Annotated in this window: 11 protein-coding genes; 3 read left to right on the forward strand and 8 right to left on the reverse strand. The window is 56.2% G+C overall.

Features of this window, described 5'->3' with window-relative positions:
* Positions 1-24: 24 nt before the first annotated feature.
* On the reverse strand, positions 25-447 hold the full coding sequence (locus tag H6G52_RS06140; protein WP_190527104.1) for an HNH endonuclease: 423 nt from the start codon (positions 445-447) through the stop codon (positions 25-27).
* Positions 444-839: a hypothetical protein gene (locus tag H6G52_RS06145; protein WP_190527195.1), complete on the reverse strand. Its 396-nt coding sequence runs from the start codon at positions 837-839 to the stop codon at positions 444-446. The genes H6G52_RS06140 and H6G52_RS06145 overlap by 4 nt, the downstream gene beginning before the upstream one ends.
* A gap of 206 nt (positions 840-1045) precedes the next feature.
* On the opposite strand from H6G52_RS06145, the gene H6G52_RS06150 reads away from it, so the two are divergent.
* Entirely contained in the window at positions 1046-1408 is a 363-nt protein-coding gene (locus H6G52_RS06150) for a carboxymuconolactone decarboxylase family protein (protein WP_190527106.1), read from the forward strand.
* 162 nt (positions 1409-1570) lie between these two features.
* Here H6G52_RS06150 and H6G52_RS06155 read toward each other — a convergent pair whose 3' ends face one another.
* The 5 genes from H6G52_RS06155 to nagA all read right to left on the reverse strand — a co-directional run bounded on the left by H6G52_RS06155 (position 1571) and on the right by nagA (position 7542).
* On the reverse strand, positions 1571-2044 hold the full coding sequence (locus tag H6G52_RS06155; RefSeq protein ID WP_190527108.1) for a hypothetical protein: 474 nt from the start codon (positions 2042-2044) through the stop codon (positions 1571-1573).
* Positions 2045-2679: 635 nt separating this feature from the next.
* Positions 2680-3885: a GUN4 domain-containing protein gene (locus H6G52_RS06160; RefSeq protein WP_199312195.1), complete on the reverse strand. Its 1206-nt coding sequence runs from the start codon at positions 3883-3885 to the stop codon at positions 2680-2682.
* 111 nt (positions 3886-3996) lie between these two features.
* The gene (locus H6G52_RS06165) at positions 3997-5271 is read right to left on the reverse strand and encodes a serine hydrolase (RefSeq protein WP_190355288.1); all 1275 of its coding nucleotides are present in this window, start codon (positions 5269-5271) and stop codon (positions 3997-3999) included.
* Between the two features lie 35 nt (positions 5272-5306).
* Entirely contained in the window at positions 5307-6062 is a 756-nt protein-coding gene (locus H6G52_RS06170; protein ID WP_190527110.1) for an RNA methyltransferase, read from the reverse strand.
* A 268-nt stretch (positions 6063-6330) separates the two neighbouring features.
* A complete protein-coding gene (gene nagA, locus H6G52_RS06175) occupies positions 6331-7542 on the reverse strand; it encodes an N-acetylglucosamine-6-phosphate deacetylase (protein WP_190527112.1) in 1212 nt (403 codons plus the stop codon).
* Between the two features lie 166 nt (positions 7543-7708).
* Between nagA and purE the strand changes: the two genes are divergently transcribed.
* On the forward strand, positions 7709-8236 hold the full coding sequence (purE, locus tag H6G52_RS06180; protein WP_190355285.1) for a 5-(carboxyamino)imidazole ribonucleotide mutase: 528 nt from the start codon (positions 7709-7711) through the stop codon (positions 8234-8236).
* 1520 nt (positions 8237-9756) lie between these two features.
* Entirely contained in the window at positions 9757-14898 is a 5142-nt protein-coding gene (locus tag H6G52_RS06185; protein ID WP_190527114.1) for a WD40 repeat domain-containing protein, read from the forward strand.
* 153 nt (positions 14899-15051) lie between these two features.
* Here the strand turns inward: H6G52_RS06185 and H6G52_RS06190 are convergent, their stop codons facing one another.
* Positions 15052-15933, reverse strand: a complete 882-nt coding sequence (locus H6G52_RS06190; protein WP_190527190.1) for an RNA polymerase sigma factor RpoD/SigA — start codon at positions 15931-15933, stop codon at positions 15052-15054.
* Between the last annotated feature and the right edge of the window lie 179 nt (positions 15934-16112).

Raw genomic sequence — 16112 nt, forward strand, 5'->3', positions numbered from 1 at the left:
GAGTTTTTACTGATAAAAACGATTTCAATTGGGTGGATGTTGATCAAGTTTGACCCACAATTTTCTAACGGCCACTAAGACTGATCGATTCATTTGTAATGCTTCAACTGTTGCTCGGCCGATGGCTGTTTTTCCTGCTATTTGACTGGCATTACTGATCCAACCAAAATGCTCCACCCAAACCTGCTTTTGAGGATGAAATAATGGAACTGTTTCACCACTTTCTGGATCAATGGCTGTCTGTTGTGACCCTTTATAACGATTACAACTGGGACAAGCGAGGCAGAGGTTATCAAGATTGGTTAATCCACCAGCAACTCGAGTTTGAATATGTTCAACTTCAAGGTTGATTGCTATCAAAGCAGCAGCGCTACGGCAATAGGCACAACAATCCTCAAATTGATCGCTTAGCTTTCGGCGCAGTTCAACGGGAATATATTCACTCATACCACTGCAAAAGCTTGCAACCGCTGAAGCGTATAAAGAGCTTTAGCCTTTAGGAGGTTTAATTGATCAATCTCAGCCAAAATCTCGTCTAGTCGAATTTGTTCATCGCTGCTTAAGCCATTCATATCCTGACAGTTACGAGACAACAGCTCACGCAACTCCGCTTGTCGATCGCTCGTGAGCTGACTGTGGGCTAAGGTGGTTAATTCTGTGGGACTCAGCCCAGCTAAGCAGTCTGGATCTTGCAATAAATGTAATAAGACATAGCGCTGAAAAAGATTTTTTGCCTTTCCAGAATCGTGAATTAGAGCGCCCATAAGCCGATCGAGCAGGTCTAACCGATCGCCCTCTGGCAGTTGCAGAATAGCTTCGAGAAGCTGGGATTCAGTCATGGTCTGGGGTGTCAATTTTGCATGAAGCCCAATTACTCTCACTCTAACGCGCCCCAATGCTGGACTGGAAAGAGATCCGTGTCCAGTTGGGCTAATTAGCATTTTTTCACGGTGGCCAGCGCTACTTGAGCCATGACTCGCGATCCAGACTCTAGGTTTTTTACTTGAATTACAATTGAGTTATATGGTCATTGAAGTTAAATCTAATGAGCACCTCTTCTTATTCCGATCGCGTTGCCCAGCGCCGGGCTGGGATTGGCAAATTTGCCAAACAACAACCGGACGTGATGCGTGCCTTTCGGGAACTGAACCGGGTTGGGGGCGAGGCCCGATCGCTCGATGCCAAAACCAAAGAGTTGATTTCCCTGTCGATCGCCGTGGCCCTGCGCTGCGATGACTGTATTGGCTTCCATGCTCAAGCCTGTTTGAATGCTGGCGCAACGCCGGAGGAAATTTCAGACGCGCTTGGTGTGGCGATCGTGATGGGAGGCGGCCCCGCGCTGATGTATGCCAGTCATGCGATGGATGCGGTGGCAGAATTTAGCGCGGCGGCGGAATCGGGACAGTAGTTCGGCTCTGGGTTGCGCCAGGGGTTTGTTCAGCGAAAAGGCAAGTTTTCAGACCCAAAAACCCGATCGAACCCTTGAGAGTCGATCGGGCTAATCGTCATTGAATTGATCGTGGGCTAGGCCCTAAACGCTGGGCCCAATCTGAGCACCAATTGATGATGACTAATCACCGATAGAAACCAAGAATGTTGCTTCTCCGTTGGCGTGGCGGCCAGAAATGACCAATCCTGAAATTGCTTCTCCATCGCCCATCTTGTGAATTGTCAGTTCAATGATCTTTGGGTCATCAAAAGCGGCAACCAGGGCCCGTTGACCTGCCTCTGCATCATCGATGTTGTCCAAAATCAGAGAAGCAGAGAGTTCAGCCTGGAAGTCATTTAACGATCGCAGCTCTGAAATAATTGCTCGCGGTGCATCTATTGATCGTCCATAGACCATCTTCCATGCATCCCGATAAGCCTTACTCCAGTGCTTACCCACAAAATACTTGTACTTCTTCAGCGCTACGTAGCTGAGGTCATCTTCGGGCTTCAAAACCTCATAGAAAACAGCGCTGCCAAGAAGCGACTGGGTGGGGCCACCATAAATTTCTTCCAAGTCAGTTACATACTGGGGTGAATTTTTGCGCGCAATCATGAACTTTTGCTCCGCAACCAATAAAGAGGGAAATTGCAACACTAAGTGGATCAACCTCGTGAATCAGTTTGCATTCCCCCCGGTTTTTGGCTTCTTGAAATTCAGATTCAATACTGATTGCTTTAAGAAGACAAAAAACCATGCTGACTCATGATTGCTTGATAGTGTATTTTGCTGCTTTGACGAAGCTATCAAGAAAAATCGATTTTTGCAATCCCTGCCATCATTTCAAGGCTGAATTGATTTGTTAGAAGTATTGCCGCTGTGATCAATTGATACCAAATTAGACCATTTACTTGTATAAACAATGACCTTGAGGAAATAATTCAAAATAAATCTGAGAAAAATTTAAACTAAAATTTGGTTTGGAATCTATATCGATAAAAATCAAGCAATTGATTGATGATTTCGTGAATTTGAATGCATGAACATATGTCTTTAGCTAAAATTTTGATTGCCAAAGTAGCAAATTTTGATCGAAGTCAACGTCCATTGAGGCCAAGGCTTGCTATCGATAGGGCTGTCATTAAGATGATGCGCTTTCGTCGCAAGGACTCGCTGATCCCAAGCTGCGATCGATCCTGAATGGACGTTGACTGGATCGCTGAACCGAACCGAAACTGACGGACTGAGGATTAGCCCAAGGCGAACTTCAAACGCATCATCAGGCGGGGAATGTAGGTATAAAACCGATCATGGCGAAGCTGAATCGCATCAATGCTGCAACTGCCGCAATGGACTCCTGGCGGCGGAACGGCAATCCGCTGCACCACTTGGTCGGAAACGCCGGCCCAGGGCAAGTGACCCACGGGACTTTGCAGGGAGCGGTTTAATTCCGACTCGTTGCGCCAATCGCTGCTGATGAAGTCCTGTTCGGTGCGGGGGGCGGCGATTTTCCAACCGACGCGATCGCGGAAGTTGTTCACGGCCGCTTCCAGGTTGCTGGGATGGGCAATGGTGGCCGCTTGCCAGAGCCGCAACTGCACGCTGAGACCAAAGCGGCCGTTGCTGGCTGCGAGCCAGGCTTGGTCAATTTCGCGAATCAGGGCCGGGTCAGTCAAGGCGGGGCCGGCCGGTGGCATGGTGGCAGATTCGGGGGCCAACAGGCGGCGCGTGAGGCGATCGGCCTCGACCCAGTTTTGGGCTTGCAGGTGGGTTTGGAGTTGGGCAATCAGTTGGCGGGCTGCTGCGTCGGTGGCTGGGGTTTCAGTTTGGCAAGTCCCAATGGTCGATCGGGCAAATTTGCCAGCTCCGAAGTAATGCACAATCTGGATTTGTTTGGGCTGGCCGGCCATGGGTCGCAAGCTGACGTAAAGCCCATGGGCCGAGGCGGGTGTGCCATAGAGCCGATCGCCATTATTGGGTTGCGCACGAAACTCGCCATCAAAGGGCAAGCGGGAAAAGTCCGCATCGGGAGCCAATTGCCGATAATCCTGAACCACGGCGTTTCGGATCAGGTTTTGCAGATGCCCGTTGCGGGTTTGTGTCAACACCGTGAGGGTGAGGGGGGTTGTGCCGGAAGATTCGGCTCCCGCTACTGGCCCCGCCACCTGATAGGTCAAGGTGGTGTTGGATCCCCAAGTCGCCATGGTTTCGCAGGTGAGGCGGGTTGGGCTGGCTTGGGTTGGGCTGGCTTGGGTTGTATTGGTTTGGGTTGTATTGGTTTGAGCTGTAATGGCTTGAATCGTGCTGGCTTGAGCCGTGCTGGTTTGGGTTGTTGTGATGGGAATCGCGTTGGTTGGGCCTGCGTTGGCCTGCGCCGCGATCGGGTGGGTGGCGGTGGCCATGAGAGCCAGGGTGAAAGCATGGCCCCATCGCTGGAAAAGCGCGAGTTTCAACATAACGGAATCACAAAATGACGGAATGGCAAGCAATTGGGTTCGCTATCCCTGTTATCCGTTCCGTTAGCGCTGGACTCAGGAGCAATGGACGCTTCCTGAAGTTGATCGCCATTAACGGGCGATCGGGGGCTGGTTGCTGAAGTGGTTATAGGCGGCGCGGGAATAGTCGCGGATGGCTTCGGCGGCCTTGGGATCGTTGGGGGCCCGTTCTGCCAACACGGCAATTCCGTAGCGACGGCCGTTGGGGGTGTCTACCAAGCCTGTGTCTGCCAACAGCTTCGCCAATGTGCCGGTTTTGTGGGCCACCTCGCCACCTTTACCAACGCCCTTCGGTAGCAGACTGTTGGCCGCCGTACCGCGCATGATGCTCAACAGCCGATCGCGCGATCGCATGGAAACCAATTCGCCCCGGTTAATCAATGCCGTTAATTGCACCAAGTCCCGAGCGGTGGTGCGGTTCAAACCGGTAATGTCCGGCAGCAAGTCGCGGATACTTGTGCCCTGTAGCCCCCAGGATTGAAACCGCTGGTTCAGGGGGCCGGAGCCGCCCGTGCGGGCCATGATCATGTTGGTGGCGGTATTGTCGCTGATCACGATCATTTGGCGGGCGGTGTCGATCGCGGAGAATTTTTGGCCCGGTTTTTGATATTGCATCGTGCCCGCCTCGGGAGCCACAAACCGCGCCTCCATGGTCAGCATTTCATCAAGGCGAATTTTGCCCGCATCCACATCCTGAAAAAAGGCCACTAGGATCGGCACTTTAATCGTGCTGGCGGCGGCGACCGATCGGGTATCGTTCCAGGCGGCAAAATCTCCCGTATCCAAATCCAAGGCAGCCGCATGAAGAATTAGGCTGGGATAGCGAGCGGCAATTTTTTGGAACTGATCGCTCAATGAGGCGATCGGCTGGCGAAAGGCGGATCCCGGCGGCGGCAACGCGGGGCTGGCCAGTTGTTTTTGGCCTTGGCGCACCACTTGGTTAATTTGTGTGCCAGCGGGGGAAGCGGTTTGGCGCATGGCCGGATCAAAGGCCATCAACACCGTGCCCACGATCGCCCCTAAACCAGCCCCCACAATCAAAGTGCGCAAAGCCTGTAACCACAGGGGGTCGCCCTTGCTGCGGCGAGTGGGTGGCCGGTCTGGGGCCGTTGGGCGGGGCCGGGGCGATCGCCCGTTGGCCTGGCCCGGTTCCGGGGTGGTGGGCCGGGTCAGCCGATCGACCGTACTTTGCAACCAATTTTGGTGAGCGGGAGGCCGAGCACGGGAACGACGCGCACCGGGCGGCGGGGGCACAGCAGCCAGGGGCCGAGGGGCAGGCAAAGGGCGAGGGCGATCGGGCGGTTGGGGCATGGCAAGTTCGGTTTCAGCCCAAAATTTGGCGGCCATCCCGAGCCAATCTCAAGATCGGGATGGCTGGCATTTTACTGGCCAGAGTTGGGGCGCGGCAAATGGTCGATCGCCCAATTCAGTTGTTTAATGGCTCCCCACAACAGCGCCACATCATTTTGGGAAGGATTTGCCCGCTGCAAGATTCGCCGCAATTTTTCCATGCGACTGCTGGCCGTGTGGGGATATAAAAAGCCCGATCTCAACAACAGATCTGCCAAATCTTGATGGAAATGCTCTACTTGCTCAAAGGGGGCCAGGGCGATCGGCTCGGGGGCAACTTGGGGGTAAGGAGCAACCTCGGGGCCAGGGCTGGTTTCTGGGGCTGGGCGGGCCCACTCATAGGCACAAACCGCCACCGCTTGGGCCAAGTTCATGGAGGGATAGTCATCGCTGGTGGGAATGCGGATGAGTTGTTGGGCATATTTCAGCTCGTCGTTGGTTAAGCCCCGATCTTCCCGCCCAAAGACCAACGCCGCCGATCGCCCGGCCCGCAACCAGGGCAAGGCCGCCGCTGGTTGCCGCACCGGCACAGGAGAATCCCAATCTCGCCCGATCGTGGCTCCAACTCGATCGCACCCGGCCAAGGCCTCGGGCAAGCTGACCACCTCGATCGCTTCCTCCAGCAAATCCCGCGCGTGGATGGCCATTTGCAGGGCTTCGCGCCCCAATCGATCGCATTGGGGATTCACCAACACCAGCCGCCGCAACCCAAAATTCTTCATCACCCGCGCGACGGAACCCACATTCAGCGGCCCGGCCGGTTCCACCAGCACGATCGTTAAAGACATGGTTCAAGAAAGGTAAAAATCAAAAGGCAAAAGGCAAAAAACACAGAGAAAAAAACACATAGAAATAGAACGGCTAGCCCAAATTTTCCTTTTTCCTGCTCCCTTCTTCCTTTTTCTCCTCACCCTAGTAGCGTGACGGGCTTAAGGCCTTGGGTCAAAGTTGCGGAGTCAGTCGTGGTAACAAGGGGCTTAAGCCCCTTGCTGCCTAACGATTAGGTGACGGTAACAGTCATGCAATTTGATCAAGCGAATTAAGGTAGCCGTGCTACTAGGGGCCCTGTAGCCGTCGCCAAGTCCATTGGCCATCCGGCTGTCGATGCCAACGCAGCAGTTGGGCTGGCGACTCGCCGCCGTAGGGATCCGCCGACTCGGGCAGCCGACCCAGGGCCCGACGCGGCGCAATGGTGGCCAGGGCGATCGCCTGTTCCGGGGTGCAAAGTTGCCAACGAATCAGGTTCAAAACCCCCTCCAGCAGGCTGAGGGTTGTGCCCGACAAAGTGCCATCGGACAGGCGAGCTGTGCCGTTTTTCACCTCAATGGTGCGTTCATCCCAAGGATAGATTCCGTCGGGCAACCCCAAGGGAGCCAAGGCATCGCTCACCATAAACAGCCCCCTGGGGCCCTCGCTGGCCCGCAACAGCACTTGCAACATGGTGGGACACACATGCACCCCATCGGCAATGAAGCCACAGCGCACGCCCGATCGAACAATGGCCGCACCCAAAAGACCCGGTTCCCGATGGTGCAGTGGCGGCATGGCATTAAAAGCATGGGTGACCATGGTGGCTCCCCGATCGAACGCGGCCATGGCTTCCGCTGCCGTGGCCTGGGAATGGCCAAGGCTGACGGTAATTCCGCGCGATCGCAGCCAATCGATCGCCTCGCCCGTAGGATCCAATTCCGGCGCGAGGGTCATCTTGGCCACCTGGGCCGCGTGGGAGCCAACCACCGCCGCCACCTGATTGACCGTCAGGGGCAACAGGAATTGCTGTGGATGGGCCCCGCGCTTTTGTGGATTCAGGAACGGCCCCTCAAGATGTGCGCCCCAAATTTCCGCCCGATCGCCCGCTGGGTATTGGGTTCGGTAGTCCTGATAGGCCGCCAGCGTGGCCAGGCTTTGGTGAACTTTCTCGATCGCCGTGGTCACAATCGTGGGCAAAAAAGCCTGCACCCCTTGCCGCCACAGCAATTGGCAAATGCGATCCACTTGGGGCAAATCGGCCAAGGTCAGGTCTGGAAAGGCCAAACCCAAGGCCCCGTTAATTTGCAAGTCCACCCCACCGGGCGAGAGCCAATCGCCATGCAGGTCGATCGCATCGGCATTCAGCAGCGTGTCCGCCCGATCGCCCACCCCAAAAATCTTGGGATCATGGGGGTCAATTTCCGCCACCAACCCCCGATCGTCGCAGGTCAGGTCATAGAGTCCCGGTCGATCGATCAGTCGGGCGCGGTGGATGCGTCGATTTTGCCAATGGGTCATCGATCAATCATGATTGGGTGGCTTTGGCGGAAGCTCAGAAACTGAAGCTCAAAAATCGGGTCTAAATCGAGTCTAAATCGAGTTGATCACACCAGCTTGGTGCTGTGTGATCGCGCCAACGCCTTAAATTTGAACAGGTTAACCGACTCTTTCCCCCTGCACAACCATGGCCACCCCCGCCTCCCCCCTGATTGGCATCATCATGGGCAGCGATTCCGACCTGCCCACCATGGAAGCCGCGATCGCCGTTTGCGAAGAATTTGGCATTCCCACCGAAGTGGCGATCGTCTCTGCCCACCGCACACCCGATCGGATGGTGAATTATGCCAAAACTGCCGTTGATCGGGGCTTGAAAGTGATTATCGCAGGCGCAGGCGGCGCAGCTCACTTACCCGGCATGGTTGCCGCCCTGACGGTGTTACCGGTGATTGGCGTGCCCGTGAGCACCCGCCAGCTCAGTGGCGTAGATTCCCTGTATTCGATTGTGCAAATGCCGGGGGGAATTCCCGTGGCCACCGTCGCGATCGGGAATGCCAAAAACGCCGGACTGTTGGCGGTGCAAATGTTGGCGGCCCATGACCCCGAGCTGTTGGCCAAGGTGCAAGCCTATCGGGACGGCTTGCGGCAAATGGTGGAAGACAAACAAACCCAGCTCGATCGCCTTGGTTACCGGGCCTACCTGCAACAGGGTTAATTAGCGGCTGAGAACCAGAGCCAAGAACCAGAGCCGAGAAAGCATGGCTCGATCGCCCCGGAGGCCTGGGCAAAGACCTCAACCGCTTCATGGACTCCGGGGCGGCGACAGGACTTGTATCAAATTTGACTTCTAAAATTTTCTCAAAAACGTAAAACCTGAGTCTCTCTTGTGCCGGTTAATCATCGGTGAACTCGTGTCCTATGGCCTGAGTTAGCGATCGGCCTTTGGGAGATTTGCACGATTTTAGGGGCGATCGTGTCTAGGATGGCCGCTCAACCATCCCCCGTGGATTACTTCGCTCCTTGCATTGATCGCGATCACTCATGCCAATTGATATTTTGATGGCAATGACGTGATTGGGATCATGCCCAATTAATAAGTTTAAAAATTTGATAAAGTTTCGTCTAATCTTGAGCTGTTCCTAAATTTTTCATGAACAACCGTTCGATTATCATCGAGCTGGTGTGCTTAAGGGACAACTACGAACTCCACACTCTCCACAGCCACGTTCTCCACAGCCTTCTTTCCCTGCGAAAGATTGTCACGCTCTTCCCTTCTAGCCAGTCCCGATCGTTTCAAAATCAGACACTGAATCAGACTCTGAACGTGCTGATTGGGTTCCCCGTCTATCAATCCATCTGCCCCCTCTGATGCGTGGTTTGGTTGGGGTTCTGGGACTTTGGGTCACTGGTTCTGATCGCTTCAATCAGTTTGATTTATCGCAAGATTTCCGCGATCAATAGCCTGTAGGGGGCAATCCCCTTGAATGGTTCAACTCCCTCTCAAATAGATGGTTTCACCCCCAATTGCTGAGACCCATGATGAAGCCGCTTGGCCTATTTGGCAACGGTAGATCAGTGACTTCTGACTGCCCATGACTTATAGATTTGTTCTGTTTTTATCATTTTCAATTGTTTTTTTGTCAAATCATGTTCGCTTTGATACGCAAGGCTTCTGTTTTTTCGATGATCTGTGCCAGGATCCGTTTAGAGGTTTTCGTGATTTTTAATCAACTCCGCTACTCGCAGATTTTTGACACATTTCCCAATCAATTCCATCAAATAACTCAATTGCGTACTCGGTTTGATGATGGATAGACTTCTGACCCGATTTTGGCTTTAGTGCTGGCTGACTCTTAACGCTGTCGGTGATGAATTACAGGTCAGTTGCAGACAGGTTGCAAATTATTAACGCATCAGCCCGATTCCTTGTAATTTTCTTTTGGGATCAGTGATTTCAAGTCCCATAAAAACGGGAATAGTTATTTAGGGGAACTTAGATTTAGCAATGATTTTGGTCTTCAACTTATGCTTGGAAATCGAACTGAATTCCAGGCGCTCCAAGGGCTTGGCCGTGAGGCATTTATGGGAAACCTGAAGGGCCAGTGCAGGATCTGACTTGGTGGCGTTGATTGCCGATTCTGTTGTTGCCATGCTGGTAATAATTATGACGGAGTTTGAGGGGGGAAAGGGGGATGCAAGGGCTGTTGGCGGAGAGATGGAAAGGGTGCAGAGGTTATGGAGCGATTGTCGGAGGTCAAGCCGTTTGCGACTGGTTTGCAACCGCAGGGAGTGCAGTTGGTAATGGATCAAGAAACTGCTCAAGCGAATGAGCGGGCCCTGCGAACTTTAGAGCGGGCAATTGTGTTGTCAGAGGGTCAGTTTTCTCTGGTGTTGGTGCGTTGTAGTTATGAGCGCTTGCGTCAGAGTGTGTTGGATTGGGTGGCCGATCGCTCGGGAGAGGGACAGCCGTTCGATCGGGTGACTTGCCTGGTGGTTCCGCCCACCATCAAAACGCTCTATCCGTTGGTGGCGGCGATTTCGGATCCCTGTCCGCCCCGGGCGGTGATGGTGCTGGGGCTGGAGATGGCGGAGTCGCTGGATACAGTGTTTGCGCTGGCGAACCAGATGCGCGATCGCTTCAAGCAGTTGCCGTTCCCGATCGTGTTGTGGCTGACGGATGAAAGCCTGGACAAGCTGAAGCGGGTGGCTCCGGATCTCAAGAGCTGGGCCGCCACGCCGGTTCGGCTGGAGATGGACACGCAGGGGGTGATTGACTTTTTGCGGGAGCGGGCCAGTCAGGCGTTCGATCGGGCCTTTGCGGCTTCGGCGGGCTATTCAATCTATCAACTGCCGCCGGCCTTGGCGGAGGCCCGCCACCGGCAGGAGCTGGCGGCGGCGCGGGCGGACTTGGCCAAACGGGGTGTGCAGTTGGATGTGGATTTGCTGGCGAGTGTGGAGTTCCTGGAAGGGTGGACGGCCATGGGCCGGGGGGACTATGAGCTAGCGCTGAAGATGTTTGGCAATGCGTTGGACAGTTGGCAAACTTTGGCCCAAGCCTTGCGCCCAGCGGCCGCCAATACCAACGCCAACGCCAACGCCAATGAGCCAGAGCCACCGGCCGCTGCGAACATAGAGGGGGCGATCGCCCTGCCCCGGTTGCCCATTTCCCCGATCGAAGCCCAAGTGCGTTCAGGCCTGTTGCGGTTTTATGTGGGGTTTTGCCATGCACGCTTAGCCCTGGGCAACAGCAATCCCGTGGAATTGCCGGAAAGCCAGTCGGCCCGGGCCCAGCGCTGGCGACTGGCTCGAGAAGCGCTACAGGCCTGTGCGGATTGTTTCGCAGCGCTCGATCGCCCCGATCTCACGGCCAAGTTCATTGGGTCATTGGGGGAAGTGCTCCAAGAACTCCACGACTGGTTGGGGCTGGAGCAATTGGCCCAGGTGGCAACGGCGCTCCATGGCGCACCGGATCATCCGGGGAACCGGGCTGAGTTGGCTCGGGACTGTTGCTTTTTGGCGGAAGTGGCCCTGGTGCAAACCCGCTGGGAACAGGCCTGCGAGTGGGCGGAGCGGGCCTTGAACCATCTGTCCCATGCCAGTGCCCATGACCCAACGGCCCTGGGGCCCGATCTGTTGCGGGCGGTGCGGTTGCGCCAAAGCCAAGCTTGGTTTCTGTTGGGGGAAGCCAATTGGCATTTGGGGCGCTCTGGTTTGGCCATCAGCCATTTGGAGCGGGCCCGGGCCACGGTTTGGAACTTCGAGCAACCCCAGTTGACGGTGCGGTTGTTGTCGCGGTTGCGGGAGGTTTATTTCCAGCAAACCCGCTACCTGGATGCGTTCCGAACGAAGCAAGAACTGCGGCGCGTGGAACACCAATGCAGTTGGTTGGCGTTTATTGGCGCGGGCCAACTGCAACCGCAACCGGCGGCCCTGGTGGACGATGGCATGGTGTTGCCGGTGGCGGCCCCGGAAATTGCCGCCTCTGGCCGCCAAAAAGATGTGGAAAATTTGATCGCTCGCTTGGCCCGGGCCGATCTGAAGCTCACGGTGGTGCATGGTCATTCGGGGGCGGGCAAGAGTTCGCTGCTGAAAGCCGGTTTGGTGCCGGAGTTGCATCGGCGGGCCTTGGGCGATCGGGATGTGTTGCCGGTGACGATCGAGGTTTATACAGACTGGATCGCAGCCACGGAAAATGCCCTCGATCGAGCGGCTGACCAAAAGGGTCTCGACAACGATCGCACCCTCACCACTTGGGACGACCTGGCGATCGAGGCAAATATTGCCCTGCCCAGTTTGGATCTATCGGTCAACAGCCAAGGGCTACGGTTGCGGGCCCTGCTCGATCGGCTTCAGCAGTTGAGCCAGCAAAACTTTGCCATCATTCTGATCTTTGACCAGTTTGAGGAATTGTTTTTCCACTGGCCCACGGTGGTCGATCGCCAGCCCTTCTTTGAGTTTCTGCGCGATTGCTTGAATGTGCCCTACGTCAAGCTCATCATCTCCATGCGGGAAGATTACCTGCACTTTCTGCTGGAGTGGGAACGGGCCACGGACTTGTCAATCATTGACGACAACGTGTTGGCCCGCCAGGTTCGCTATTACGTGGGAGACTTTTCGCCCGCCGATGCCCGTGCCACGATCCAAAGCCTCACGGAGCGATCGCGCCTGGGCCTGGAACCCGACCTGATTGATGCCCTGGTGGGCGAATTGGCCCGCGAAACCGGTGAAGTCAACCCGATCGAGCTGCAAGTGGTGGGGGCCCAACTCCAGGCCGATCGCATCGTCACCCTGGCCGAATACCAGCGGGAATATGGCTCCAAAGAAGTGCTCGTGGAGCGCTACTTGGAAAACACCATTCGCGACTGCGGCCCCGAAGGCGAAAACATCGCTCGCGAAGTGTTATTCCTGCTCACCGCCGAAAATGGCACTCGCCCCCTCAAAACCCGCACCGAGCTAGCCGTTGAACTGGGAGCCAGCGATGGGCAACTGGAACTGGTGTTGAACATTTTGTCCGGAGCCGGTTTGGTGGTCATGTTCCGGGAGTCCACCGCCGACTTCTATCAACTGGTGCATGACTACCTCGTCACCTTCATTCGCCAGCAGCGCCAAGCCGACGAACGGGCCCGCTATCGTCTCACCCAGTCCCAACTGAACGCCATCCTCAAAAAACGAATTCAGGAACTCTATGCTGCTGGCGCAGTGCTCGGAATTTTGTTTTTGTCGTCCTCCAGTTTTGCGGTGTTGTTGGGGGCCGATGAAATCAGCGCCCAAATTGATGCCAGCACCGCCGTTTCGGAGGCCCTGATTGGTTCCAACCAGCCCTTTGAGGCCCTGCTCTCGGGTCTTCAGGCCTGGCAGCAACGGAGCCAACGTCAATGGCTGCTGTGGGCCAAACCCAACGCCCGCTTGGCCACGGAGCTGAAGGTGGGAGCCAGTTTGCAGCAGGCCCTCAAGCATGTGCGGGAGGTGAACCGCATTGAAGGGCGCTTGGGCCATGTGGAAATAGTTTGGGACGTGAGTTTCAGTCCCGATGGGCAATTTCTGGCCACGGCCAGTAGCGATCGCACCGTGCGGTTGTGGCAGCGCAGCGGAGAACCCCTGGCGGACAACCAAGGGCGACCGATCGTGCTGAACCATGAAGGGGCCGTGACCAACGTGGTGTTCAGTCCCGATGGGGAATTTTTGGCCACCAGCACCGGCAAGCGGGGAACCGCTGGCAAATTGCGACTGTGGAACAGGGCGGGCAAATTGGTGCGGGAATTGGGTGAACATCCGGCCCGCATCAACAGCGCCGCCTTCAGTCCCGATGGGCAACTGATCGCCACGGCCAGCGACGATCGCACCGTGCGTCTGTGGAACCTTCAGGGCCAGGTGGTGCGCCAACTGACCACCCACGGCGGCCCCGTGCAATGGGCCAGCTTCAGCCCCGATGGGCAACTGATCGCCACGGCCAGTGACGATCGCACCATCAAGCTTTGGAACCTGGATGGCCAAGAACTCGCCACCCTTCGCGGCCATGGCAACAGCGTCATGAATGTGACCTTCAGCCCCGATGGTCAATTCCTCGCCTCCGCCAGCCTGGACAAAACCATCCGCATTTGGACTCGATCGGGCAAACCCGTGCGCATGTTATCGGGACACCGGGATGGTGTCTTAAGCGTGGCCTTCAGTCCCGATGGGCGCTATTTGGCTTCCACCAGTGAAGACAAAACCATTAAATACTGGACGTTTTGGGGCAACCTAGAACAAAACTTTGCTGGCCACACCGATCGGGTCACCAGTGTGGCCTTCAGTCCCGATGGGTCTACCCTGGTCACCAGCAGCTACGATCGCACCGTTCGGTTTTGGCGTTTGCAGCCGGAATCAATCACTCAAATCACGGCCCACACCGATCGCATCTATGGCGTAGACATCAGCCGCGATGGGCAAACCATCCTGTCCGCCAGCCGCGATCAACAGGTGAAACTGTGGGATCGCAACACCTATCGCCCCACCCACTTCCAGGATCCCGGCGGTGGGGTGCGAGTGGCCGCCTTCAGCCCCGACAGCCGTTGGGTTTTGGTGGGCAGCAACGATGGGCGGGTGCGGCTTTGGTCGCGATCGGGCCAACTGCAACGGGTCTTTGCCGATGAACTGGTGCTGCGGAACAACCCGATCGAATCCAACAACATTTCCAGCGTGGCCTTCAGTCCCGATGGCAAACTGATCGCCGCCACCTATCGCAGTGGTCGCGGTTACTTGTGGCAACCGGACGGCAAACAGGTGGCCGCCTTCAAGCTCACCTCCAGCGACGATCGCGCCAAACGACTCAATAGCATCACCTTCAGTCCCGATGGTCGCATCCTGGCCACGGGTGGAGATGATGCCCTGATTCGGCTTTGGACGTTGCAAGGGGAACCCATCCGCACCCTCGCGGGCCACAGCAGCTTTGTGAATGATGTCACCTTCAGTCCCGATGGGCGTTACATCGCTTCTGCCGGGGACGATAGCACCGTCCGCCTGTGGAGTGCCAACGGTTCCCTGCTGCAAGTGTTGGGTCATGGGGATGCGGTCAACAGCGTGCGGTTTAGCCCCAATGGTCAGTTTTTGGCCGCCGCCAGTTGGGATGGTTCCGTGACCCTTTGGAGTCTGGATGGCAAGATGATCAAGGTTTTTCGGGAGCACAAATCCGGCGTGGGCGGCGTGCGGTTCAGCCCCGATGGCAAGCTGTTGGTATCTGGGGGGTTTGATCAGCAGTTGGTGATTCGCGATTTGGACTTGGAAAACTTGCTCGATCGCAGTTGTCGTTGGCTTCAGGATTACCTGCGACCCAAGGGCGAAGCGGCGGGCAACTTGACGCAACTGGCGCGGGCCTGCCGCAATCGCTTTCGCCCCTAGTCGATCGATCCAATCAGGCCAATCCAGCAAATCAGGCCAATCCAGCAAATCAAGCGAATCGATCCCCAGCGAATCGATCGACTGGTAAATCCAGCCCTTGCTACTGAATCGACTAAATCGACGGCCTATCCAACACCAGATCCCGCGTATCCCCTAGGGCAGCATCGTGGCGGCGGCAGCTCGCATCTTGGAAAGGGCAGTCCGTTCAATTTGGCGAATCCGTTCCCGGGTGAGGTTCAAATCTGCCCCGATCGCCGCCAATCGGGCATCCCCTTGAATTAAGCCAAACCGCCGCATCACCACCAGTCGCTCCCGTTGATCCAACAGGCCCAGTAGGGTCACCAAAGCGGCGCGATCGTCCACCGCATCCAACACATGATCCAGATTCACACTGGCATCGGGAATCAGGTCGATCGCATGGTCAGAATCGCAATGATTCGTCAGCGGCGCATCCAAACTCTTGGGCGGCCGACCATAGGCTAGCAACGTCTGCAATTCCGTAACCGTCAGCTCCATCGCCACCGCCACCTGCGCCGTGGTGGGCGGGTGGCCCAACTGCCCCGACAGTTGAGCTGTCACCTTCCGCACCTTGCGCAGGCGATCGTTCACCTGAATCGGTAGCCGAATCGTCCGGCTTTGGTTGGCCAAGGCCCGCGCCACCGCCTGCCGAATCCACCAAGTGGCATAGGTGCTGAACTTGTAGCCCAAGCGCTCATCAAATTTTTCAGCGGCGCGATCCAGCCCCAAGCTGCCCTCCTGAATCAGATCCAGCAAATCCAGGCCCCGACCGGTGTAGTGCTTGGCAATGGACACCACCAGCCGCAAATTCGCCGCCACCAGCCGCGCCTTGGCCTGCCGCCCTCGCCGGGCGATCGCCTTGGCCCGCGCAGACTGGGGCTGATCTCGATCGCGCAGGGATTGCCAAGCCCGAATGGCCGCACCCAGTTCTCGCTCCTGTTCCGTGGTGAGGAGGGGAATTCGCCCAATTTCCTGCAAATAGACGCGCACCGTGTCAAAGTCAAGGGTTCTACGCATGATCGTGAGTGCTTCTTGCTTGCGACTTGCCGAAAAAGACTGCTAGCAATCCTCAGTCATCCCCAAAGGCAGCTCCAGAGATTGCCCCACAGACATCCCCACAGACATCCCCGCGAGAACGGTCACTGAGGGACGAGTTTGTAACGACAGCTTGGTGAATAGCGTTCGCTCTGGAGGCG

Origin of the sequence: Limnothrix sp. FACHB-881, from assembly GCF_014698135.1 — a bacterium.
In the GTDB taxonomy this organism is placed as follows: Bacteria; Cyanobacteriota; Cyanobacteriia; order CACIAM-69d; family CACIAM-69d; genus CACIAM-69d.

Coding starts and splice junctions, on each gene's coding strand:
- H6G52_RS06140 (WP_190527104.1), bottom strand. CDS start 447: ATGAGTGAATATATTCCCGTTGAACTGCGCCGAAAGCTAAGCGATCAA.
- H6G52_RS06145 (WP_190527195.1), bottom strand. CDS start 839: ATGACTGAATCCCAGCTTCTCGAAGCTATTCTGCAACTGCCAGAGGGC.
- H6G52_RS06150 (WP_190527106.1), top strand. CDS start 1,046: ATGAGCACCTCTTCTTATTCCGATCGCGTTGCCCAGCGCCGGGCTGGG.
- H6G52_RS06155 (WP_190527108.1), bottom strand. CDS start 2,044: ATGATTGCGCGCAAAAATTCACCCCAGTATGTAACTGACTTGGAAGAA.
- H6G52_RS06160 (WP_199312195.1), bottom strand. CDS start 3,885: ATGTTGAAACTCGCGCTTTTCCAGCGATGGGGCCATGCTTTCACCCTG.
- H6G52_RS06165 (WP_190355288.1), bottom strand. CDS start 5,271: ATGGCCGCCAAATTTTGGGCTGAAACCGAACTTGCCATGCCCCAACCG.
- H6G52_RS06170 (WP_190527110.1), bottom strand. CDS start 6,062: ATGTCTTTAACGATCGTGCTGGTGGAACCGGCCGGGCCGCTGAATGTG.
- nagA (WP_190527112.1), bottom strand. CDS start 7,542: ATGACCCATTGGCAAAATCGACGCATCCACCGCGCCCGACTGATCGAT.
- purE (WP_190355285.1), top strand. CDS start 7,709: ATGGCCACCCCCGCCTCCCCCCTGATTGGCATCATCATGGGCAGCGAT.
- H6G52_RS06185 (WP_190527114.1), top strand. CDS start 9,757: ATGGAGCGATTGTCGGAGGTCAAGCCGTTTGCGACTGGTTTGCAACCG.
- H6G52_RS06190 (WP_190527190.1), bottom strand. CDS start 15,933: ATGCGTAGAACCCTTGACTTTGACACGGTGCGCGTCTATTTGCAGGAA.